This is a genomic window from Limnohabitans sp., assembly GCF_040401495.1.
Taxonomy (GTDB): domain Bacteria; phylum Pseudomonadota; class Gammaproteobacteria; order Burkholderiales; family Burkholderiaceae_C; genus Limnohabitans.
Genome location: NZ_JBBAOI010000008.1, coordinates 35311 through 57126 on the forward strand (window position 1 = coordinate 35311; position 21816 = coordinate 57126).

Sequence of the window (21816 nt, forward strand, 5' to 3'; positions counted from 1 at the left end):
CTATGGGTGTTACTCTATACTTAAAACGAAAATTAACGACAAGACATGGAGACAACAGCATGGATTCAAAAGTCAGTAAAGTTTTGGCGTCCCCCAAGCGTCGCCACTTAATTCAAAGCGCTACTTCCATTGCGGCTGTTAGTAGCCTTGGTTTTCCTGCCATATCCTTGGCCCAAAACAAACCCATTCGGGTCGGTATGCCGACCATTTTGTCGGGCAGGGTGGCCATGTTGGGGCAGGCTTCAAGCAATGCTGCCAATATGGAAATTGAAAAATTCAATGCCAGTGGCGGCTTTGGTGGCCGCAAAATTGAACTTGTTGTTCGTGATTCCAAGGGCCAACCGCAGGAGGCCGCCCGTGTCGCACGAGAACTCGTGACTGCTGATGGCTGTGAAATTTTGATCGATGCCGAGGCTTCATCTGGTGCATTTGCTGTTCACGAAGTTGCCCGAGATTTGGGTGTGTTGGTTATACACACTTGCTCAGAGACATCGTCGCTTACCGCTGACCCCAAACTACGTAACCCATTGGCATTTCGTTGTGCCAGACAAGGTGTGCATGACGCCATCATTGGAGGCGCTTACGCGGCCAAAGTAGCAAAAGAAAAGAATTTGCGTCGTTGGATGACCTGTTCTCCTGATTACGCCTATGGGCGTGACACCACTGCAGAGTTTGCAGAGTACCTGAAGTATTTCAATAAAGACGTTGAGGTGGTTGGAGAAGCATGGCCCAAGCTTTTTCAGGCTGATTACAGTGAAGTCATCACGCGGTTATTACAGGTCAACCCGCAGGCAATCTATTCATGCCTTTGGGGTGGAGACTTAACTTCCTTCATTGATCAGTCAAACATCTATGCACTTTTCAGTGGGAAACAATTTTTCTCTGTCAATGCTGCCGACTATGCGGTACTGACCAACGTCAAAAATGTTCCGCTAGGTCTTCACTCGGGTAACCGCTATTTGCAAAGTTTCCCCAATACCCCTGCCAATACAAACTGGGCCAGCAGTTACCAGAACAAGTTCAAGGACTTACCCTTGAATTGGGCTTGGCAAAACGCCGCCAGTGTGCAATTTTTGACCACAGCAATCAAGAAAGCCAAGAGCACTGACGGCAAAAAAATTGCACAAGCATTAGAGGGTCTCAGCATTGACTCTGCGTTTGGTGCAAATGGCAAATTGACCATGCGCTCAGAGGACCATACCGTGGTTGACTATGCGCTCGCATGGGGAGAGTTGACGGGTAAAGAGCCTTATATGAAAAGCCCAGTCCCTGGCAGTTGGAAACAAATTACCGAATTGGAAACAGAGTGGAAAAAGCGCAAAGGCTTTGCCTGATGTTTTGCACCTTGTATTCCACTAGGTGCGTAGCGTGAATCCTCAAGCCCTCCTTGAGTGCTTTTCGTCTGCGTCTTGCATCGTTACCCAAATGGGTACTGGTCTGATCGTTGGTTCTTTGCTTTTTTTGGTTGCAGCAGGATTAACCCTTATTTTTGGCGTGCTGGGTGTGGTCAATTTTGCGCACGGTTCTTTTTACATGTTGGGCGCTTACCTTGCCCTGACTGCTTACAGACTGACTGGTAATTTTGCGTTGGCCGTGGTGGCGGCGGGCATTGGTGTTGGTTTGTTTGGCTTTCTTTTTGAACGATTTCTCATGCGGCGTGTCTACAAGGCCGACGTGCTAATGCAACTGCTAGTTTGTTATGCGGTTGTGCTGATCATGGACGACGTCGTCAAAATTGTTTGGGGTGCTGAATTTTTATCCATGGGAATGCCTGAGGCGTTTCAAGCCCCCCCATTTTTCATTGCGGGTGGGGTGGTGCCTGTCTTTTATGTCTACCTCATCGCTGCAGCCATGTTGATTGCGTTAGCGCTATGGGGTATTTTGACCTTCTCTCGCACTGGCAAGATTATTCGTGCAGCGGCTCAAAATCCGACCATGACTTCTGCATTGGGCATTAATACCAGCCTCATTTACGCGGCTGTATTTGCTTTTGGTGGGGTACTTGCTGGTTTGGCTGGCGGTCTGGCAGCACCTGTGCGTTCCATGTCACCCGGCATGGGTTTTTCCATTCTGATTGAGTCATTCATTGTCACAGTCATTGGCGGCATGGGCTCTGTCAGTGGAGCTTTAGTAGGCGCTTTGTTGATTGGGCTCATACGTTCATTTGGCACCATAGGCTTTCCTCTTTTTGTAGAGGGCTTGATGTTTTTAGCGATGGTGCTTATCTTGATTTTGCGACCCAATGGTTTGCTCGGTAAGGAATCTCGCACATGAGATCGCACAACACCTTACGATATGACCTCGGCTGGGCTTTGGCTGCACTGGTGCTTTTGTCTTTGCTGCCCCTGCTAACCCAGTCTAGGGTTACCCAAGATTTCGTCATCCGTTTAGCTGCCTTGGGTATTTTTGCAAGTTCGCTGAATATTTTGGTGGGTTATGGCGGCATGGTGTCGTTTGGCCATGCGATGTTTTTTGGCAGCGGTGCCTATGTGTTTGGTTTGCTGATGCAAAAAACACAAGTCTCTATTCCTGTTGCCATTCTTGGGGCTGTTGCATTCAGTGGCATATTGGGATTGCTCATTGGTGCAATCTGTGTGCGTTTGAAAGAAATCTATTTTTCTTTTTTAACCCTGGCTTTTCAAATGCTGATACATAGCGTAATCCTGACATGGACTTCCCTGACCGGCGGTGACCAAGGCTTGATGGGAGGCATTCCTCGCCCTCCCTTTTTAGGCATTAACTTGTCTGACCACACCACTTTGTATTGGTTTTCATGTGTGCTGGGTGTAATGTGCTTGTTGCTGATGCGAATTATTTTGCAGTCGCCTTTTGGTGCAACTCTGCGAATGGTGCGCGACAGTTCTGAGCGTGCAGCATTCTTGGGTATCGACGTTTGGCGAATCAAACTGTATGCATTTATTTTGTCGAGTTGCATGGCCAGTATCGGTGGCGTCTTGATGGCGCTCTTTGTATCGGGTGCATTCCCTGATTTTGGTTACTGGACCATGTCAGGTGACGCTATTTTCATGATCATGATGGGTGGCTTGCATGTGTTCATCGGTCCTGTCGTAGGTGCTGCTTTGCTGCTGTTGTTCAATGACATCATCACTCGCACAACCGAGTACCACGGCTTAGCTTTGGGCTTGGTGGTACTTTTGTTTGCGCTAGGGTTCAAACGCGGTATCACTGATTTTTCTCTTGATCTGTTCCAAAAAATTAAACGAAAGGGTAGCAAGACATGAACCCACAAAAATTAAGCGTTGTCACCGGTGCGGCGAGTGGTATTGGCGCGGCCTGCGTGCGCCACTTGGTTGCCCGAGGTGACACTGTTGTAGCCCTCGATCTACCGGGCACTTGGTCTGAAGCCACAACACAAAGAACTGGCGTTGCTGCTTTTTATGCCTGTGATGTGTTGGAAGAAGCCATGGTTCGTGAAGTTGAGGCATTGATTTTTCAAAACCATGGGGCTGTGTCTGGCTTGGTCAACAGTGCGGGTATCTTGCAACGTAAATTGCCACCCGAACAACTGAGCATGGCTGAATGGGACAAAGTGATTGCGGTTGATCAACGCGGAACATACCTTTGTTGTGCTGTTTTCGGTACTCGAATGGCAGAGCAAGGTCATGGTGCCATTGTCAATATTGCGTCTATCACTGGTTCGCGTTCGATTCCTTTGCATGCATATGCGCCCGCCAAGGCTGCTGTCATATCTATCACTGCCTGTTTGGCTGCTGAATGGGGTCGCTCTGGGGTCAGAGTCAATGCGGTCTCGCCTGGCTACACCTTGACTGAAGGCTTGCAAGCGGCCATTGACAGGGGTGACCGTAACCCCTCGGATCTTCATGCCCAAGCAGCCATGGGCCGCATGGTCAGGCCTGAAGAGGTGGCGGATGCCATTGGTTTTTTGCTTTCACCCGCAGCTTCTGCTGTCACGGGCATCAATCTGCCTGTTGATTGTGGCTGGCTGGCTGGCTCAACCTGGCAAACCTATGGCGGTGTTCCACCTGCTCGAACCTTGGATGGTGCCAGCTGATGCTGCGCATTGAACACTTAAGCAAATCCTTTGGTGGCGTGACTGCCACATCAGATGTTTCTATGAGTTTTCCCCGCGGCTCTTTATCGGCAGTGATTGGCCCCAACGGTGCGGGTAAAACCACTTTTTTCAACCTCATCTCTGGTGCTTTGCAGCCAGATGCGGGCAAGATGTTGCTCGAGGATGAAAATATTGTGGGCTTGTCCAGCAGTGAAATTATCCGCAAGGGAATTGGCAGAGCCTTTCAAGTTGCAAAACTCTTTAAAACTTTGACGGTGGAAGAATCCTTAAGAGGGGCTCTTCAATCGCCTTTGGGGAAATCAGCACAAATGCACGGCAGTTTTCCGCTTGCTCAAACCCGTGACAGAGCCATGGAGGTAATGGAACTTTTGGGACTGCACCACAAGGCCAATGTGGTTAGCGGCAATCTGTCCCATGGCGATCAAAAACTCCTTGATATTGCGCTGGCTTTGGTGCTGCGGCCCAAAGTTTTGCTGCTCGATGAGCCTGTGGCGGGTATGGGTCCAGAAGAGAGAACCCAGATGATTGACACGGTGTACTCGCTTTGGCAAAAAGGTGGACTCACCATCGTTTTGATTGAACACGATATGGATGTGGTTTTCCGTATCGCTCAGCATATTTATGTTTTGTCCTATGGAAAGTTACTTGCGCAAGGTTCTGCCGAGCAAATTCGCAACAATCCCGATGTGATCGAGGCCTACTTAGGCACTCCCAAAGAGCTTGCGCATGAACGTCATGCTTGATGTTGTTGGATTGGATGTCCGTTACGGCAGCAGTCAGGTTTTGTTTGGCCTGAAGCTGAAAGTGCACCGCGGCGAAACTTTGGCACTGCTGGGGCGAAACGGTGCTGGCAAAAGCACGAGTATGAAAGCTATTGCAGGGGTTATTGCAGCGAGTGCTGGCCGCGTACAGTTGAATGGAAAAGACATCACTGGCATGCCCTCACACCAGATTGCCAGGATCGGTATTGGTTTTGTTCCTGAGGACAGACAAATTTTTACGGGATTGTCCGTTCAAGATAACTTGATCATCGCAGCCAAGCTTGGGCAACAGGGGGAGCAGGTTTGGACGCTTGAGCGTGTCTATGAGATGTTGCCCCTGTTATATCCCTTGAGGCAACGCATGGGAGGTTTGCTGTCGGGTGGTGAGCAGCAAATGCTGACCATAGGACGAGCTTTGATGGGGAACCCAAGCTTATTGCTTCTTGATGAGCCCAGTGAGGGGTTGGCACCCATCATGGTTCAAAAAATTGGTGACTTGATTGAAAATTTGCGTCAACACGGAACCACCATCGTTTTGGCAGAGCAAAACTTGCATTTTTGTTTGGGTTTGGCTGACCGTGCCGTAGTGATTGATAAAGGCTGCGACGTGTTCGAGGGGAGTATTGCCGAGCTCAATAACAATGCCGATATCAAAAAGCGCTACTTGTCTGTTTGACTTGCTGGTTCACGTCCCACCATAAAACCAGCATAACCCTTATTGACGATCTCTTCACAAATAGTGCGGTAGCGCAAGAAGCCCCCAGGGTAGGGCATGAAGACACGGGGTTTGCCAGGCACATTGGCACCTAAATACCAAGAATGCGTGGCCTGCGGCAAAAGGGTTTCACTGGCAGCTGCGTTGACAGTGGCAACCCAGCTTTCACTTGCTTCTTGGCTGGCCTCAATGGAATCAATCTTATTTGTATGCAGATACTCTATGCAGTTCGTGATCCATTCAACATGATGTTCAATGGCTGGCGGCATATTGCATAAAACCGAGGGGCTGCCAGGACCGGTAACAGTGAACATATTGGGAAAGCCTGGCACCTGAAGACCGAGGTAATTCAAGGGGCCTGCCTGCCAAGCTTTTTGCAAGGTCACGTCATTTCGGCCTTGGATATCCATCTTCAACAAAGAGCCCGTCATGGCATCAAAGCCCGTGGCAAAAACAATAATGTCTAAATTGAAATCAGCAGTGCTGGTTTTGATGCCTTGGGGAGTGATGCACTCAATGGGAGTCTCACGAAGGTTGACCAAATCCACATGGTCAGCGTTGAAGGTCTCAAAATAACCGCTGTCGATGGGCGGGCGCTTAGCCGCAAAAGGATGGTCAATATCGCTGAGTTGCTCTGCTTTAATGGGGTCGGTAACTGTCTGGCGAATTTTGTTTCGAATGAAATCAGCCGCAGTTCGATTTGAATCAGGGTTTTGTAGCAAATCCTTGAATGTGGCGCGAAATTGCAGGCCGCCTTTAAGCCATGCTGCTTCGTAAATTTGGTTGCGCTCTTCATCGCTCACGTCATGGACTAAGCGTTCTGAAATACGAAACGGGTGTGCATTGGTATTGCTTGTCATCACTTCACGAAAGTGATCGGCATTTTCTTTTGCGTAACGCTTAAAGGAATCATCCAGCGGCTTGTTTCGCGCAGGAATGCTGTAGTTGGCAGTTCGCTGAAATACCGTCAAATGCTTGGCTTGCTCTGCAATCACGGGAATGACTTGAATGCCGGTCGATCCTGTGCCGACGACACCCACATTTTTACCCGTGAAATCAACGCCTACATGGGGCCACTCCCCCGTGTGAAACCATTGACCCGAAAATGAGTCAAGCCCTGAAATGGTGGGAATATTGGCAGAAGACAAACAGCCAACAGCCGTGATGAAATACTTGGCGATGTATGTTTGACCTGTATCGGTCGTGATATGCCATCGGTTATCTGTGTCTGAATAATGAGCGCTTTGGACTCTGATGCCAAGAACAATATCGGGTCGAAGTTCGAACCGGTCAGCGACATGGTTGAGGTAGCGCAAAATTTCCGGTTGCTGCGGATACCGCTCTGACCATTCCCATTCATCTAGCAGTTCTTTTGAAAAATAGTAGGCGTAAGAGTGGCTTTCAGAATCACACCGTGCTCCGGGGTACCGGTTCCAGTACCAGGTACCTCCAACTCCTTGCGCAGTATCCAAAACTTTGACTGATAAACCCAGTTTGTCGCGTAAAAGGAGTAATTGGTAAAGGCCAGAAAAGCCTGCTCCAACAACGACAGCGTCGAGCAATACGGGAGAGTAGGGCGTCAAAGGGGGCGCGTTCATATTGGGTATTTTGCCTGTAGTTTAAAACTGCCAGTCACAGATCTGTCAAAATTTGCTTAAAGGGAAAGTCACGATGAAACTCGACGCTCAACAGACTGCAGACGCATTGCCCTATCAGTTGCTAGCGCAGGAGATAGAACGTTTATTGTGTGACACCTCGGTCGTGGTGCCGCCGCGCTTGGTGCAGCGATTGTCAGACCAAAGCAGTTTATTTGTTATGCCAGCGTCTGATACGAAACTCGCTATCACCAAACTCATTACTTGGGTAGCAGACAACCCCTCACGTGGCTTGCCTGCCATACAGGGCGAGGTGATGGTGTTTGATGTTCGTGATGGTCGACTTTTGTGCTCGCTCGATGGTCCTACCATGACGGCGCACAGAACCGCTGCGGTGTCTTTACTGGCTGCGCAAAAGCTTGCCCCCAATCCCGCTGGTAAATTGCTGTTGGTGGGTGCAGGCATTCAGGCACGCGCGCATTTACATGCGTTTGCAGAGGGTTTGGGTGTGAAAGATGTCATGGTGTCCTCGCGAACACGCGCCAGTGCACAGGCATTGGTTGACGAGGCTCATTCAATGGGTTTAAGTGCACAAATCGCACAAAGCGCTGACGATGCATTAGCTGAGTGCAGTTTGGTGGTGAGCGCAACCAGTGCCCAAGAGGTTGCTTTACGAACTCTTACTCGAGAGGATGCATTTGTTTGTGCTATCGGTGCATTCACACCCGCTATGGTTGAGTGGGCACCCGAGGTATGTGTCTATATGGCCCAGCATGGGCAAGTGTTTGTGGATACCCGCGACGCAGACCATGAAGCTGGGGACTTGTTGCAAGCAGGATTGGATGTGACGACTTTCCCAACCTTGCAAGCACTGGTGCGCGGTGAAGTTTCAGGGGCTTATGACAAAAATAAACCAGTCTTTTTTAAAAGCTGTGGCTGGGCAGGTTGGGACTTGGCTGCCGCCAGATGCGTGGTGAGCTCGTTGGGTCTAGGGTAAAGAGATAAATATTTTTATATCCATCTGGACTGCTTTAGGCATTCCTTGATGTATGTCAAATTGAGCGCGGCCATTGTCCCTATGCTCAATACCAATGACAAGGTTTCCACTTTTTTTCTCGATAGCCTCAGACTTTGCTGTGTATGCATAGATGAATTACTCACTCTGGCAAAGACATGTGCTGCCTTTTGGTCTGATGTTAGGTTTGCTTGCAGTTGCCACCCTTGCGGGTGACTATGTACTGCATCAGTTCCATTTGGTATGGGTGGGTCGCTATCTGGGAATTCCTGGAGCGCTTTTGATATTGGTGTCACTTTATTACTCTGCTCGCAAGCGAAAGTGGGTGACATCTGGCAATCCTCAAACACTTCTCAGGTTGCATGAGTTTGGAACCTGGCTGGGGTCTGCCATGGTTTTGATTCATTCTGGCATTCACTTCAATGCCATCTTGCCATGGCTGGCAACTTTTGCCATGGGGATAAATGTGGTGAGTGGACTTGTTGGAAAAATGCTGTTGAAACAGTCAAAGCAATTTGTTCAGGCTGAGCGAGAGAATTTTGCTGCGCAAGGTTTATCACCCGTTGAAATTGAGCGTTCAATTTATTGGGATTCTCTGGCTGTGAAGGCCATGGCGCAATGGCGTCTGGTCCATATTCCAATTTTTATTGTCTTTGCGGTATTGGCCTTGGGGCATATTTTCAGCATATTCTTTTTTTGGGAATGGGTATGAGCCGTACTCTCAAAATAATTGTGCTCGTCATTTTGTTGGTGATTGCTTTTCTTTCTTTCACCTATGCGCATCTGATGATTGCGCCAGGACGCTTAATCAAAGAGCATCAAGCATTGAATGGTGATTGCTTTGCTTGCCACACTGTATTTCAAGGGATTGACTCTAAAAAATGTACGTCTTGTCACCATCTATCAGATATTGGTCGATTGACCAGCAAGGGCTTGCCACTTGCCAAACCTTTAACTTCTGCAACTTTTCATAAAGATCTAAGTCGTGAAAGCTGTGTTTCGTGTCACAGTGATCGTGAGGGCGTCATCCGTTACCAGCAGACAAGAAAATTTGATCACTCGTTGATCAAGGCAGCGGCAAGAGAGAACTGCCAGACTTGCCATCAAGTTCCAAGCGACTTTCTGCATGAAAAAATCAAAGGAAACTGCGCCCAATGCCATGCGCTGACCAAGTGGACACCAGCCACATTCGATCATGGTAAATTTTTCGCGCTTGACACAAAGCATTCAGCCGCATGTTCAACCTGTCACATTGCAAATGATTACAAGCGCTACACATGCTATGGCTGTCATGAACATTCGCTTGAAAAAATCCGCAGAGAGCATGAGGAAGAAGGCATCAAACAATTTGACCAATGTGTGGAGTGCCATCGCAGTGGCGATGCAGACTAGGCGTACTAACGCTTTCGTTCAATACCTACGGGAAGCTTTCCAGCTTCAGTCCAAACTCGTTCTTTGAACCAGCTATCGCCTTCAAGATACTGTCGCAACATAGGAAGTGAATCAAAGCCCCAGAAAACTTCGCTGTCCGCCTGAATCGCTGGCACCCCGAACACACCATTGGTGATGGCTTGTTCGGTGAACTTTCGCAACTGTAACTTCACATCCTCGGCCTCGGGAGAGCGCGTCGGATTCAGCATCGCTCTTAACTCCTCCAGTTTTGCTGGATCAGAAACATTGTTACCGCTTGCCCAGACAAACTTGAACAAGGTGTCACAAACACGTCGGCTGGGATAACCTTCAGCACTGGTGGCAATGGCAAGCCGCATCAGTGGCAATGGGTTGAAAGGATGAGCAGCTGGTAATTGCAAATCTATGCCGAGTTGCCGCCCCAGCCACAAGCATTGGCGGTAAGTCCACTCTCGCTTACCAACGACCTCTACAGGACCGAGTTGTCCGTGGTGTTGCAGCAGTCCGCCAAACAACACAGGCTGGTAGCGAACCTGATAGTCAAAGCCCTTCAAAACCTCAGGCAATTGATGAAAAGCCAAGTAGGCATAAGGACTGATAAAGTCGAAATAAAAAGTCAGTTGTTTCATCTCAATTCCATTTTCAGTGATGTAATTTAACGCATATGAACCAGTGGTACCAAATTCAAAATGGGATGGCTTTAGAGTGGCAGTCTCTTAGCTGGGCTTCTAAGTTCTTGGTGAGCTATGGGCTGATCATGCTTGTTGCTTTGGTACTTAGCTACGCGTGGTCACTTAGCGACCACAGGCTTATTCGTGAGGTTGGCGTCTGGGTCAAACCCATGAAGTTCATGTTGTCAACGGCCTTGTTTGCATTGACAACAGTTTGGGTCCTCAAGGTAGCTAACTCTCACCTTGATCATATGCCTGTCTACCCTTGGATAGTGGCGCTGCTGGTATCGACTTCACTGTTTGAAGTGGTCTACATCAGCTATCAAGCGTCTCAAGCGTCTGCATCGCACTACAACGTCAGCGACCCCTTCCATGCCTTCATGTTTGGCGTGATGGCAGTCGCTGCTGTTGGTTTGACCTTTTCACAAGCTTGGTTGGCTTGGGAAATTTGGCAAGAACAAAAAGGCGCAGACCTGCGGGTTGAAACGCTGGGCGTGATCATTGGATTGACCATGACCTTTGTGCTCTCAACCATCAGTGAGTTCATGCTGGGTGGAAATCAGCCTCCAGCTGGTCAAGGTATTCCCCTTGTCGGGTGGCATTTGTACAAGGACATTCGGCCTGCCCATTTCCTTGGCGTCCATGCCCAGCAGTTGATACCTCTGTGGGGTCTTATTGCCGCAAAATTCATGGGTACTTTTGCAAATACTGGGCTACTTATAGGCTCATCTTTATACCTGATGCTTTGGGGCATCTCGACATGGCTCAGCCTGTGACACGGCTTTTGTGTAATTTGTTACTTGGTCAATTCATCTAAGATCTTAATTGCCCCCACGGAGGCAAATTCTTCAATGTTTGCATCACAGAAACCATCCACATATACAACGACTGAATCCATAGATTGCAGCTTGGAAAATTTATCTTCTTTGGGTTTTTTTCTTGAAACATTGGTTAAATTCAATGGAACAAGAAAAGCATTGAGCCAAGTTGTCTTTTCTGTATGCGGCAACTTCAGCCAGTTTGCACAACTGGGGTTGCCGAATAAATGCTGGCTGTTTGCCGTTAAAGATATAAAAGCCAAAGTCATGAACAAACGTTTGTCGATTCGAGTATGCATGAATGGGTACAAAAAAGACACCTTTGTATTAACTTGCTGCAAGGGCTTGGTTAATGTCCCACAATATATCGTCCAAGGTTTCTAAGCCCACACTCAAACGAATCAAATCGGGAGGTACGCCTGCCGCAATTTGCTGCTCTTCGTTCAGTTGTCTGTGGGTGGTGGAAGCCGGGTGAATCACCAAGGTTTTAGCGTCCCCGATATTGGCCAAGTGCGACAAAAACTCAACGTTGTTGATAAAGCTTTGCCCAGCTGCTGCGCCACCTTTGATACCAAAGCTCAACACCGCACCTGCACCCTTGGGCATGTACTTTTGCACCAAAGCATGGTCGGGGTGGTCTGACAAGCCTGGGTAATTGACCCACGCTACTTTGGGGTGTTGCTGCAAGTGTTTGGCAACAGCTAACGCATTGCTGCAATGGCGATCCATGCGCAGGGATAAAGTTTCCACGCCTTGCAGCAGCAAAAACGCATTGAAGGGGGAGAGCGCTGGGCCGAAGGTACGCATACCCTCCATGCGGCATTTCATGGTGAAACCAAAGTCGCCAAAGGTCTCGTAAAAACGCACACCGTGGTAGCCAGGGGACGGCTCGGTCATGGTGGCAAAGCGCCCGTTGTCCCATGGAAACTTGCCCGACTCCACAATGATGCCGCCCATGGTTGTGCCGTGGCCACCAATGAACTTGGTTGCCGAATGCAAGCTGATGGCTGCTCCCCACGACAAGGGTTGGCAAAGGTAAGGGCTGGCAAATGTATTGTCAATAAAAAGGGGCACACCGGCTTGGTTGCATAACTTGGCGACAGGCTCGATATCCAGCACATTCAGTGAGGGGTTGCCCATGGTCTCGGCATATACAGCCTTGGTTTGCGGTGTGATGGCACGGGCGAAGTTCTCTGGGTCTGTGCTGTCAACAAAAGTGGTTTCTATGCCCAGCTTTTTGAAGTTCACACCAAGCTGTGTGTGCGTGCCGCCATAAAGCGTACGAGCGGCCACTATGTGGTCGCCGGCTTGGCACACGTTTAGCAAGGCAATCATTTGCGCAGCCATGCCGCTGCCTGTGGCTACAGCGGCTCTGCCACCTTCGAGTGCCGCAATGCGTTCTTCCAATACCGCTACCGTAGGATTGGACAAGCGGGAGTAGACATTGCCAAAGGTTTGCAAGTTAAAGAGGCTTGCTGCGTGCTCTGGGCTGTCAAACACATAGGAGCTGGTTTGGTAAATGGGGACAGCTCGGCTGCCGGTTGCGGCATCGGGAATTTGCCCCGCATGAAGGCTCAAAGTATCAAAACCAAACTTGCGATCAGCCATGGTGTGTCAATGTGGAGGTAGAGGGCGGCGAGCGGAAATGACACCGGTGTTGACGCCAAACCAGCCCAGTCCACCAAACAAACGGGCATGTTCAATCTTCACACAGCGGTCCATGATGACGGTCAAACCGGCTTTTCCGGCGATGCGCTGTGCTTCTTCATTAACCACGCCAAGTTGCAACCACAACACTTTGGCACCGATCTCGGCGGCCTCTTGGGCAATGTTTGGGGTGTCAGCAGGCCTGCGAAACACATCGACGATATCTACAGGGTATGGAATGTCTTTGAGTGAGGGGTAACACTTTTCCCCCAGTATTTCGGGGTATTTGGGGTTGACAGGGATGATGCGGTAACCGTGTTCTTGCATGTACTTGGCAGCAAAGTAAGAGGGACGAAACCAGTCGGCTGAGAGGCCGACAACTGCCAAAGTACGGTGCTGGTTCAAAACGTGGCGCAGAGTTCGAATGTCGCTCATAGGAGTCATATTAGCCCAAAAACAGAATAAATTTGCTTTATTTCCAAATACAAGGCATAGTCCTTTGCTTCGATATCAAGTTTTTGTCGTTGTAGCGCGTTTCTAGTTCTGCCCCTTACACGGTATTTCTCCCTTCGTCTCATCGCCTTCTTGACCTTCGACCCCGAGGGGGGCTTCCCTTTTTTTTAAAGAAATGCAATACATGGCAACAGGTACAGTGAAATGGTTTAACGAGTCCAAAGGTTTTGGCTTTATTACTCCCGAAGACGGCGGCAAAGATTTGTTCGCTCATTTTTCAGCAATCCAAAATCAAGGTTTCAAGACCTTGGCAGAAGGTCAGCGCGTCAGCTTCGACGTGACCACCGGCCCCAAAGGCTTGCAAGCTTCTAACATCAAATCCGCCGATTAAGCGCCAGACGCTTTAGGCCGGAAGATGTCCAAAGAAGAAATGCTGGAAATGTCCGGCATGGTGCGCGAGGTGCTTCCCGACTCGCGTTACCGTGTCACTTTGGACAACGGCCACGAACTCGTGGCCTACACCGCCGGAAAAATGCGCATGCACCACATACGCATCTTGGCGGGCGACAAGGTCACATTGGAGCTTTCTCCTTACGACATGACCAAGGGTCGCATTACCTTTCGACACATTGAAGGCAAAGGACCCAGCGGTCCCAGAAAACGCCGATTTTGACTTCAAGCCCAACCGATTCAAGCGGTTTGGGCTATTTGGTTAAGCGCGAAATGGTCGCTATTGCAGGCGGCGCAGACTTGAATATTCGCTCCCTGCTAGACAAACAACAATGGCATGACCCCTTTGGTGAGGCCTTGGCACTGGGTGTGTCCTCCGCCACTTGGCCTTTGTTTGGTTTGGTGTGGCCTTCTGCGCAAAAAATGGCCGATCTCATGCAGACTTGGCCTTTAGAGAATTTACGTATTCTTGAAATTGGCTGCGGCTTGGCCTTGGCCAGTTTGGTGATTCATAGGCGCTTGGGCAATGTCACCGCGTCGGACTACCACCCCTACACTGAGCGTTTTTTACAAGCCAATTTAGTCTTGAACGCCTTGCCCGTGATGGCTTACCAAAGAGGTCACTGGGAACGTGATAACCCCTTACTGGGTGAGTTTGATCTCATCATTGGCAGCGATGTGCTGTATGAGCGCAACCATCCCGCGCAACTGGCGGACTTTATACAGCGACATGCCGCAAGCCATGCCCAAGTGCTGATCATTGACCCCAACCGAGGTCAACGCAGTGCCTTCAATAAATGCATGGCGAGTCATGGCTTTGGACTGAAGCAAAGCGATATTCTTTTACCTCTGAGCGATCTGACGCCTTACCGAGGCAGTTTGCTCAATTACCAGCGCAATTGAATACTCGTTCAGCTATTCGCTTGAAATTCTGCCAACACCTTGCCTGCAACAAATGACTCTTCGGCTTTCACATAGATAGCGCTCAAGTGCCCATTGGCCGGCGCTTCGATATCTATGGAGGCCTTGACCAAGACCACGGTTGCGAGTGTCTGTCCTTTCACGACAGGTACACCCACACCTACAGCCCATGAGTCTAACAAGGCTTCTACCCCAGGGGCCACACCATCCCATGCCGCATCGAGCAAAATAACTGCGCTCATGCAACCTGCTTTTGCAAGGTGATGGAGTCCATCAAGTTGAGTGCAGCATTGACGATGCCCCCCACTTGGGGAATGACAAACTGTTCCATGGGGCGGCTGTAGGGAATGGGTACATTGGGGACAGCCAAGCGTTTGATGGGCGCTTTCAGCTTGATGGTGTCAAGGTTTTCGGCAATCAAGCCTGCAATTTCACCCGTTAAACCAAAACCGAGGTAGTCTTCATCGGCGACCAACAACCGTCCTGTCTTGCGAACGGACTTCAGCACTGTCTCGGTGTCCATGGGAACAAGGGTTCTCAAATCAATCACCTCCGCATGAATGCCTTGTTCGGCCAACTCATTGGCGGCGAGCATTGATTTCTGCGCCATTTGGCTGATGCTGACGATGGTGAGGTCTGTCCCTTCTTTCATCACATGGGCTTGCCCAAAAGGAATGGTGTAACTGTCCTCAGGGACAGCGTTGCTGCTGCCGCTCAAGTAAGACATCCACGGTAAACCCATGATGCCCTTGTGGTACATGAACATCACGGGGTTGTCGTCACGAATGGCTTGAATCATCAAGCCCTTGGCATCGTAGGCGTTGGAAGGTACGACTATTTTCAGCCCTGGCATGTGTGCAAACGTGGCGTACAAACATTGCGAGTGTTGCGCCGCATCGCTGTAGCCCCCGCCAATGGCAGTGGTCAGGACAACAGGCAGCTTCACATGGCCACCCGACATATAGGTGATTTTAGCCAAGTGGTTGTAGATCTGGTCCATGCAAACACCAAAGAAGTCGACAAACATCAGCTCGACAATCGGTCGTAAACCAGCTGCGGCTGCACCTGTGGCGGCCCCGATGAAAGCGGTTTCGGAAATGGGCGTGTCCATCACGCGGTCTTTGCCAAATTTATCCAGCAATCCGCCAGTCGCGCCAAAGATGCCGCCATAGCTGCCAATATCTTCGCCCATCACGAACACGTCAGCGTTTCGCGTCATCTCTTGCGCCATCGCCTCAGAGATGGCTTGTGCCATGGTCAATATGCGGTTGGTTTTCATGCTGGTGTCCAGTTGTGGGAATGCTCTTGCACAAAAACGTCTAACAGGGCGTCTGCCGCTTGCGGATAGGCGCTGGTTCTGGCGAACTCGAATGCCTGTGTAACCGCTTCGTGGGTTTTTTTGACCAAAGCTGCTTCCTCTTGGTCAGTGAGAAAGGATTTGTCTTTGAGCATTTGCGCCAATTTGGGAATCGGGTCGTTGACACGCAAGCGACTGACCTCGTCTTTGGGACGGTAGGTTTCTGGGTCGCCTTGGAAGTGACCAAAGTAGCGATCGGTTTTTACCTCAATCAAGCTAGGGCCTTCACCATGCCGAGCTCGTGTGATGGCAGGGGCGATCGACTCGAACACATGCAGTGCATCGTTTTCAGCGACACGAATGCCGGGTATGCCATAGCCTGCGGCGCGGTCTGTGACCCAATCTACCGAGGTGGCTTTGGCTTTGGGTACTGAGATAGCCCATTGGTTGTCTTCACAGACAAAAATCACGGGCAACTTCCACAGCGCTGCCAAGTTCATGGATTCGTGAAATGAGCCTTGGTTGGCAGCACCTTCGCCAAAAAACGCGACCGATACCCAGTTCTTGCCCATTTTTTTAGCGGCCAGTGCGGCACCACAGGCAATCGGCATACTGGCACCCACAATGCCGCTGCAACTGAATTTATGAGCGTTGTCAAACAAATGCATATGACCACCCTTGCCCTTACCCAACCCTGTAACTTTGCCAAACATTTCTGCCGTCATGGCGTCTAAGGGAACACCTTTGGCAATAGCAAAGTGGTGGGGGCGATGTGTACCAACCACCGTATCGTCATCGTTCAAATGGGCACAAACACCAACAGCGACAGGCTCTTGACCAGCTGCCAAGTGCATTTCGCCAGGAACAGGTCCTGCGCCAATGTCAAATGCCAAGCCCTTTTGGATGGCAGGCGGTAACTTCCCCTCCATATAGACCGCCGCCATGGTTTCTTCATAGAAACGAATTTGGTGCATCTTCTCAAGCATCCACAGCAGTTTTTCTTTGCCTATTTGCATTGTCTTCTCCAGTTAGGGTGAGATCAATGTAGGAGACTTATGTGCTTTGCAATTGATCTGTATCAATCAAAGCATGATGATCACAGTTATGCTTATTCACATAACAACAATAGTTTGAGTAAGCGTATGAATTTCATCAGGTGGCCACGCGGCACCGCCATCTGTGTGTTCATCATGCTGATGCAATGCATTCCTCATGCATGGGCGGTAGAAAAATTAACTTTATGGCCGACGGTATTCTTTTTACGCGGTCAAGACCTGTGCCAGTATCAAGATGCCTATGGCAGTTCACGCAATGAAATGGTGAACCAAGCCATGGGGCATTTGAAAGGCTTGATCTCTTTGGGGGTGAATGCGCCTGAGGCGGTGTACGCAATTAAAAAAATGGATGAGTTGGTAGACAAAAACAGGGCCTTGGCCACCGAAGGCGTGGGCATGGACATCACGCTAGAGGCCACGCTGAAAGCCTCGGTTAATTCCTTGTCTCGAAATATCAATCCGCAAAACACGCGACTGGAGTTCGCCAACCCTGGCAGCGCTTCCCAAATTTTGGAGGGTGTGAAAAACAACCAGCGCTTTGATACCACGAATGAGGCCATGCTCAGCAAAGTCAAGGGCTTTGTATGGGGAACCTAAAGTTATGCACCGGGCTGTAGGGGCGATGTATTGGTCACCATCCACGTGGTCTTGCCCAAGGGAGAGTCGGTCAGTTTTCAAGACCAAGGCAGGCCCGAGAGTGTGATGCAAAAAATCGGCCTGCAGATGGTTAGGCATTTTCAAAAAACCAGTTTCCCCACCATGATCATCATGGGCAACCGCATCTTGGTGTTGGTTGGGGCGCCGGGTTCTTCCATCAACCAAGCGCCCAACCCAAGCATTGCCAAAGAAGCCTGTCAGATGGTGCAAGCTCGCTTGCCAACAGAAAAAGAATATGAGTATTTGTCCATCTTGGGAGACTGGAACGGTGGTGTATCACTCGACCATCTATTTTGGGCCTTGCCAGACAGGCAAGTGGTGTCGCCTGACACTCGCAACCCTACGCCTGTTCGTTCACACGCGGAAGTGCAATTCGCACAAGTTAATTTTTATTGTGTGAAATAGGTTCATCCAAGCACAATGGGTAAGCGATTTGATCAGGGCTTGGTCGTGCCCAATGGTGCCATGCAAATAGCGGGATTTCCCTTGACCGGTACTGCTTGCCCAAACACAAAATCGGTTTTCAATATATTGAATACTGTGCAAGATATTTTTCCCTTGGGTGTGTTGAACACCATCATGCATTGGGGCCGACCTTCGGGGCCTTTGCCCCAAACCGGCTTGACGTAGCTGACTTTACTGACTGGCACACCAAACTCTTTGGCCACACCCTCCAAGTCGTTGCGGCTGTAGCCACGTATCAGTTTGCAGTTGTCTTGCGAAGCATAGAGAAGCTGCGGTTGCGGATTGGCAGCCCATGCGAGATGCAGCGTTCCTGACACCAGAGCGAGCCCAAAAAAGGTGCGAGGAAAAGTTAAATGCATGGGTTACATTGTCACGCATGAATGACGAACACTTCATGCAATTGGCATTGGCGCAAGCAGAACTGGCCGCTGCCCAAGGCGAGGTGCCAGTGGGCGCAGTGGTGGTTCACCAAGGCCAAGTGGTGGCACAAGCGCACAACGCACCCATTGGTTTGAACGATCCTACCGCCCATGCCGAGGTGTTGGCACTGCGTGCCGCAGCCCAGCACTTGGGCAACTACCGTTTGGAAGACTGCACCTTGTATGTCACCCTAGAGCCCTGCGCCATGTGTGCGGGCGCGATGTTGAATGCACGCTTGCCTCGGGTGGTGTGGGGTGCGACAGAACCCAAAACAGGTGCAGCGGGTTCGGTGCTGAATGTGTTCGCCCAAGCGCAGCTCAACCACCACACGCAGCAGCTCGGCGGGGTGTTGGCACATCAATCCACCGCATTGCTGCAAGCGTTTTTCCAATCGCAACGAGCCACCCAAAAACAAGCTTTGTCTTGGCCTTTGCGAGACGACGCTCTGCGCACCCCTGAAGCTTGCTTTGCTGATCTGCCCGACTACCCTTGGCCGCCTAACTACATGAACGACTTGCCCAGCCTGAATGGCTTGCGACTGCATTACCTCGATGTAGGCCCCAAGGACGCCCCAGTCACTTGGCTGTGTTTACATGGCAACCCTGCGTGGAGTTACCTGTATAGAAAAATGATTCCGGTGTTCTTGCAAGCGGGTCACCGTGTGGTGGCGCCCGATATGCTGGGCTTTGGAAAAAGCGACAAACCTAAAAAAGACAGTGCCCACAGCTTTGACTGGCACCGCCAAGTGCTGCTGGAATTTATCGAGGACTTGGATTTGCAACACCTCCACTTGGTGGTGCAAGACTGGGGCGGCATCTTGGGCTTGACCTTGCCCATGGCGGCACCTCAGCGTTACCAAGGCTTGCTGGTGATGAACACCACCTTGGCCACAGGCGAGCAGCCTTTGAGTGCAGGGTTTTTGGCGTGGCGACAAATGTGCGCTGACAAACCGCTGTTCAATGTGGGGCGCTTGTTGGAGCGGGGCAACCCGCACATGAGCGAGGCCGAGTGCGCTGCCTATAACGCACCGTTTCCTGATGCAGGCCACCGAGCTGCTTTACGCGCATTTGCGCCCATGGTGCCCGAGTTTGAGTACAGCAAGGGTGCTGCAGTTTCACGCCAAGCGCAAAGCTTTTGGCGTGACGAATGGCAAGGTAAAAGCTTCATGGCCATAGGCGCACAAGACCCCGTCTTGGGTGTGGAGGTGATGCAGGCTTTGCGCCACAACATTCGCAACTGCCAAGAAGCCTTGGTGTTGCCTGAGGCTGGTCATTTTGTGCAAGAGCATGGCGAGGCCATAGCGCTGGCGGCCTTGAAGGGCTTGGCGAGCAATAGCCTCTAGACTATGCGTTTTTCGGCAAAACCATGCATATTTACCTGATATCCCCTTCTGGCGCGGTTCGCGACAAAGCCGCTTTGCGTTTGGGCGTGAAACGGCTAAAGCAACTTGGCCATGAGGTGCAACTTGACCCCGATGCGCTGAGCAGCGAGCAACGCTTTGCGGGCGACGATGATGCAAGGGTGTTGGCGGTGTCGCGTGCTGCTGCCAGTGGCGCAGACTTGGTGATGCTCTCGCGGGGTGGCTATGGCCTGACCCGAATTTTGAAGCGCTTGCCCTACAAAGCCATTGCCGCCTCTGTCAAGAGGGGCACGCATTGGGTGGGCCACAGCGATTTCACGGCTTTGCAAATGGGTTTGATGGCCAAAACCGGCGCCAACACCTGGGCGGGCCCGCATGCCTGCGCCGACTTTGGCGCCAAGAACATGGACGACATCACCTTGGCGTGTTTCGAGGACATGGCCCAAGGGCGAGGCGAGGGCGCAGGCTGGAAGCTGCCCTCTAACGACCTTGACCACTTGCCCAAAAAAGCTTTGTTGGCGGAGAACGCCACGCTGTGGGGTGGCAATTTAAGTGTGTTGTGCAGTTTGGTGGGTACCCCTTACTTGCCCAGCGTTCAAGGCGGCGTGCTGTTTTTGGAAGACGTGGCTGAACATCCTTACCGCATAGAGCGCATGTTGACTCAACTGTTACACGCTGGGGTCCTAACCCAGCAAAAAGCCATTGTGTTGGGTGCCTTTACTGATTACAAACTCACGCCCCATGACAAAGGCTTCAAGCTGCAAACCGTGGTGGACTGGTTGCGCACACAAGTTAAAACACCCGTGCTGACCGGTTTGCCTTTTGGCCATGTGCCTACCAAGCTGTGTTTGCCCGTGGGCAAACCCATTACCTTGCTGCGCGAAGGACGTGAAGCTTTTTTGCTGTGGGCCCATCCCGCACATGCACATGCGCATGGGCATGGATACTGACGCCATCGTCATTGGTGCGGGAGTGGTGGGCTTAGCGGTTGCTAGAGCCTTGGCTTTACAGTCGCCCGGTAAAAGCGTTTGGGTTTTAGAAGCCGCAGACGCTATCGGCACAGGTACCAGTTCTCGCAACAGCGAGGTCTTGCATGCAGGCATTTATTACCCTGCAGGCTCTTTGAAAGCCAAGTTGTGCGTCAAAGGCCATGCTTTGCTGAGCGCCTATTTGCAAGAACGTGGTCTGCCGTTTTGGTTATGCGGCAAATTGATTGTGGCAAGCACCCCTGAGCAATTGCCTGCCTTGAAAAATTTGCAAGCCAAAGCTTTGGCCAATGGCGTGGAATTGACATGGTTAGAAGCCCAACAGGCCTTGGCCATGGAACCGGCTTTGTCGTGCGTGGCTGCCTTGCATTCACCCCGCACAGGTTTGGTCGACAGCCATGCGCTGATGCTGAGTTTGCAGGCCGATGTGGAGAACGCCGGTGGCATGGTGGTCTTGCACACCCGTGTGCAAAGCGCCCATCCAACATCCGAGGGCTGGGAAGTGCTGACCGAGGATGGCACGTGTTTGCAGACCTCGGTGCTGGTCAACAGTGCGGGTTTGGATGCGCCCTTGCTGGCCCAGCGTTTCCAAGGGCTTGCCCCAGCGCATGTGCCCAAAGCGTTTTACGCCAAAGGGAACTATTTTTCGTTGACGGTTAAATCACCTTTTTCTCACCTGATTTACCCCTTGCCCAGCGAAGCGGGTTTAGGGGTTCACCTGACCTTGGACATGGGCAAGCAAGCCAAGTTTGGCCCTGACGTGGAGTGGGTAGATGCCCCCGACGATTACTCCGTGCATCCCGATCGGGTTGCGCCTTTTGCTGATGAAATTCGCCGTTATTGGCCCGGCTTGCCCGACAACGCCTTGCAGCCTGCGTATGCGGGAATTCGTCCCAAAATCGTCGGTCCCGATGAACCTGCTGCCGACTTTGTGGTGCAAGGCCCAGCGGTGCATGGCTTGCCAGGCTTGGTGAACCTGTTTGGCATCGAGTCACCGGGGCTCACCAGTTGTTTGGCGCTGGGCGACGAAGTTCTGCTGGCTTTGTCTTAGTGCTTGCCTACAATC

At 50.9% G+C, this 21816-nt stretch carries 27 protein-coding genes; 18 read left to right on the forward strand and 9 right to left on the reverse strand.

Features of this window, described 5'->3' with window-relative positions:
- Positions 1-59: 59 nt before the first annotated feature.
- From AC9UEO_RS07375 to AC9UEO_RS07400, 6 genes are read left to right on the forward strand one after another with little or no spacing between them, the layout of a single operon-like run.
- The gene (locus tag AC9UEO_RS07375) at positions 60-1334 is read left to right on the forward strand and encodes an ABC transporter substrate-binding protein (RefSeq protein ID WP_509531574.1); all 1275 of its coding nucleotides are present in this window, start codon (positions 60-62) and stop codon (positions 1332-1334) included.
- A 34-nt stretch (positions 1335-1368) separates the two neighbouring features.
- Positions 1369-2274 carry a branched-chain amino acid ABC transporter permease gene (locus AC9UEO_RS07380; protein WP_509531577.1) on the forward strand — a complete coding sequence of 302 codons (906 nt, stop codon included), beginning with the start codon at positions 1369-1371 and terminating at the stop codon, positions 2272-2274.
- The gene (locus AC9UEO_RS07385; RefSeq protein ID WP_509531580.1) at positions 2271-3242 is read left to right on the forward strand and encodes a branched-chain amino acid ABC transporter permease; all 972 of its coding nucleotides are present in this window, start codon (positions 2271-2273) and stop codon (positions 3240-3242) included. Before AC9UEO_RS07380 ends, AC9UEO_RS07385 begins: the two co-directional genes overlap by 4 nt.
- Positions 3239-4033 carry an SDR family NAD(P)-dependent oxidoreductase gene (locus AC9UEO_RS07390; protein ID WP_509531583.1) on the forward strand — a complete coding sequence of 265 codons (795 nt, stop codon included), beginning with the start codon at positions 3239-3241 and terminating at the stop codon, positions 4031-4033. Before AC9UEO_RS07385 ends, AC9UEO_RS07390 begins: the two co-directional genes overlap by 4 nt.
- On the forward strand, positions 4033-4797 hold the full coding sequence (locus AC9UEO_RS07395; protein WP_509531586.1) for an ABC transporter ATP-binding protein: 765 nt from the start codon (positions 4033-4035) through the stop codon (positions 4795-4797). Before AC9UEO_RS07390 ends, AC9UEO_RS07395 begins: the two co-directional genes overlap by 1 nt.
- The gene (locus AC9UEO_RS07400) at positions 4781-5491 is read left to right on the forward strand and encodes an ABC transporter ATP-binding protein (protein WP_509531588.1); all 711 of its coding nucleotides are present in this window, start codon (positions 4781-4783) and stop codon (positions 5489-5491) included. Before AC9UEO_RS07395 ends, AC9UEO_RS07400 begins: the two co-directional genes overlap by 17 nt.
- Here AC9UEO_RS07400 and AC9UEO_RS07405 read toward each other — a convergent pair.
- The gene (locus AC9UEO_RS07405) at positions 5476-7128 is read right to left on the reverse strand and encodes a flavin-containing monooxygenase (protein WP_509531591.1); all 1653 of its coding nucleotides are present in this window, start codon (positions 7126-7128) and stop codon (positions 5476-5478) included. The two genes, AC9UEO_RS07400 and AC9UEO_RS07405, sit on opposite strands and share 16 nt — an antisense overlap.
- A 73-nt stretch (positions 7129-7201) precedes the next feature.
- On the opposite strand from AC9UEO_RS07405, the gene AC9UEO_RS07410 reads away from it, so the two are divergent.
- The 3 genes from AC9UEO_RS07410 (at position 7202) to AC9UEO_RS07420 (ending at position 9532) form a co-directional block, all read left to right on the forward strand.
- A complete protein-coding gene (locus AC9UEO_RS07410) occupies positions 7202-8122 on the forward strand; it encodes a delta(1)-pyrroline-2-carboxylate reductase family protein (protein WP_509531594.1) in 921 nt (306 codons plus the stop codon).
- A 151-nt stretch (positions 8123-8273) separates the two neighbouring features.
- A complete protein-coding gene (locus tag AC9UEO_RS07415; RefSeq protein ID WP_509531597.1) occupies positions 8274-8852 on the forward strand; it encodes a hypothetical protein in 579 nt (192 codons plus the stop codon).
- Positions 8849-9532: a cytochrome c3 family protein gene (locus AC9UEO_RS07420; protein WP_509531600.1), complete on the forward strand. Its 684-nt coding sequence runs from the start codon at positions 8849-8851 to the stop codon at positions 9530-9532. The genes AC9UEO_RS07415 and AC9UEO_RS07420 overlap by 4 nt, the downstream gene beginning before the upstream one ends.
- Positions 9533-9537: 5 nt before the next feature.
- On the opposite strand, the gene AC9UEO_RS07425 is transcribed toward AC9UEO_RS07420, so the two are convergent.
- Positions 9538-10179 carry a 2-hydroxychromene-2-carboxylate isomerase gene (locus AC9UEO_RS07425; protein ID WP_509531603.1) on the reverse strand — a complete coding sequence of 214 codons (642 nt, stop codon included), beginning with the start codon at positions 10177-10179 and terminating at the stop codon, positions 9538-9540.
- 35 nt (positions 10180-10214) lie between these two features.
- On the opposite strand from AC9UEO_RS07425, the gene AC9UEO_RS07430 reads away from it, so the two are divergent.
- On the forward strand, positions 10215-10997 hold the full coding sequence (locus tag AC9UEO_RS07430) for a hypothetical protein (RefSeq protein WP_509531606.1): 783 nt from the start codon (positions 10215-10217) through the stop codon (positions 10995-10997).
- A 20-nt stretch (positions 10998-11017) separates the two neighbouring features.
- On the opposite strand, the gene AC9UEO_RS07435 is transcribed toward AC9UEO_RS07430, so the two are convergent.
- The 3 genes from AC9UEO_RS07435 to AC9UEO_RS07445 are packed head-to-tail and all read right to left on the reverse strand — an operon-like array spanning position 11018 to position 13121.
- Entirely contained in the window at positions 11018-11308 is a 291-nt protein-coding gene (locus tag AC9UEO_RS07435; protein ID WP_509531609.1) for a hypothetical protein, read from the reverse strand.
- Between the two features lie 58 nt (positions 11309-11366).
- Positions 11367-12647, reverse strand: a complete 1281-nt coding sequence (locus AC9UEO_RS07440) for an O-acetylhomoserine aminocarboxypropyltransferase/cysteine synthase family protein (RefSeq protein ID WP_509531612.1) — start codon at positions 12645-12647, stop codon at positions 11367-11369.
- 6 nt (positions 12648-12653) lie between these two features.
- Positions 12654-13121 carry a CoA-binding protein gene (locus tag AC9UEO_RS07445; protein ID WP_509531615.1) on the reverse strand — a complete coding sequence of 156 codons (468 nt, stop codon included), beginning with the start codon at positions 13119-13121 and terminating at the stop codon, positions 12654-12656.
- A gap of 202 nt (positions 13122-13323) precedes the next feature.
- Between AC9UEO_RS07445 and AC9UEO_RS07450 the strand changes: the two genes are divergently transcribed.
- From AC9UEO_RS07450 to AC9UEO_RS07460, 3 genes are read left to right on the forward strand one after another with little or no spacing between them, the layout of a single operon-like run.
- Positions 13324-13530, forward strand: a complete 207-nt coding sequence (locus AC9UEO_RS07450; protein WP_509531617.1) for a cold-shock protein — start codon at positions 13324-13326, stop codon at positions 13528-13530.
- 24 nt (positions 13531-13554) lie between these two features.
- Entirely contained in the window at positions 13555-13812 is a 258-nt protein-coding gene (gene infA / locus AC9UEO_RS07455; protein WP_509531620.1) for a translation initiation factor IF-1, read from the forward strand.
- On the forward strand, positions 13809-14492 hold the full coding sequence (locus tag AC9UEO_RS07460; RefSeq protein WP_509531623.1) for a class I SAM-dependent methyltransferase: 684 nt from the start codon (positions 13809-13811) through the stop codon (positions 14490-14492). The genes infA and AC9UEO_RS07460 overlap by 4 nt, the downstream gene beginning before the upstream one ends.
- Positions 14493-14500: 8 nt before the next feature.
- Here the strand turns inward: AC9UEO_RS07460 and AC9UEO_RS07465 are convergent, their stop codons facing one another.
- From AC9UEO_RS07465 to AC9UEO_RS07475, 3 genes are read right to left on the reverse strand one after another with little or no spacing between them, the layout of a single operon-like run.
- A complete protein-coding gene (locus AC9UEO_RS07465) occupies positions 14501-14752 on the reverse strand; it encodes a biotin/lipoyl-containing protein (RefSeq protein WP_509531625.1) in 252 nt (83 codons plus the stop codon).
- Positions 14749-15789 carry an alpha-ketoacid dehydrogenase subunit beta gene (locus tag AC9UEO_RS07470; RefSeq protein ID WP_509531628.1) on the reverse strand — a complete coding sequence of 347 codons (1041 nt, stop codon included), beginning with the start codon at positions 15787-15789 and terminating at the stop codon, positions 14749-14751. Before AC9UEO_RS07470 ends, AC9UEO_RS07465 begins: the two co-directional genes overlap by 4 nt.
- The gene (locus AC9UEO_RS07475; RefSeq protein ID WP_509531630.1) at positions 15786-16823 is read right to left on the reverse strand and encodes a thiamine pyrophosphate-dependent dehydrogenase E1 component subunit alpha; all 1038 of its coding nucleotides are present in this window, start codon (positions 16821-16823) and stop codon (positions 15786-15788) included. The genes AC9UEO_RS07470 and AC9UEO_RS07475 overlap by 4 nt, the downstream gene beginning before the upstream one ends.
- Before the next feature lie 126 nt (positions 16824-16949).
- Between AC9UEO_RS07475 and AC9UEO_RS07480 the strand changes: the two genes are divergently transcribed.
- Together AC9UEO_RS07480 and AC9UEO_RS07485 are read left to right on the forward strand one after the other, a co-directional pair.
- A complete protein-coding gene (locus tag AC9UEO_RS07480) occupies positions 16950-17459 on the forward strand; it encodes a hypothetical protein (protein ID WP_509531632.1) in 510 nt (169 codons plus the stop codon).
- Positions 17460-17489: 30 nt separating this feature from the next.
- Positions 17490-17924 carry a hypothetical protein gene (locus AC9UEO_RS07485; protein WP_509531635.1) on the forward strand — a complete coding sequence of 145 codons (435 nt, stop codon included), beginning with the start codon at positions 17490-17492 and terminating at the stop codon, positions 17922-17924.
- A gap of 32 nt (positions 17925-17956) precedes the next feature.
- On the opposite strand, the gene AC9UEO_RS07490 is transcribed toward AC9UEO_RS07485, so the two are convergent.
- A complete protein-coding gene (locus AC9UEO_RS07490; protein WP_509531638.1) occupies positions 17957-18301 on the reverse strand; it encodes a hypothetical protein in 345 nt (114 codons plus the stop codon).
- A 59-nt stretch (positions 18302-18360) separates the two neighbouring features.
- On the opposite strand from AC9UEO_RS07490, the gene tadA reads away from it, so the two are divergent.
- From tadA to AC9UEO_RS07505, 3 genes are read left to right on the forward strand one after another with little or no spacing between them, the layout of a single operon-like run.
- Complete coding sequence (gene tadA / locus AC9UEO_RS07495) at positions 18361-19746, forward strand: tRNA adenosine(34) deaminase TadA (protein WP_509531641.1); 1386 nt, start codon at positions 18361-18363, stop codon at positions 19744-19746.
- 23 nt (positions 19747-19769) lie between these two features.
- Positions 19770-20714 (forward strand): LD-carboxypeptidase, encoded by a 945-nt coding sequence (locus AC9UEO_RS07500; protein ID WP_509531644.1) that lies wholly within the window; start codon positions 19770-19772, stop codon positions 20712-20714.
- Complete coding sequence (locus AC9UEO_RS07505; RefSeq protein ID WP_509531694.1) at positions 20698-21801, forward strand: NAD(P)/FAD-dependent oxidoreductase; 1104 nt, start codon at positions 20698-20700, stop codon at positions 21799-21801. Before AC9UEO_RS07500 ends, AC9UEO_RS07505 begins: the two co-directional genes overlap by 17 nt.
- The last annotated feature ends 15 nt before the right edge of the window (positions 21802-21816 follow it).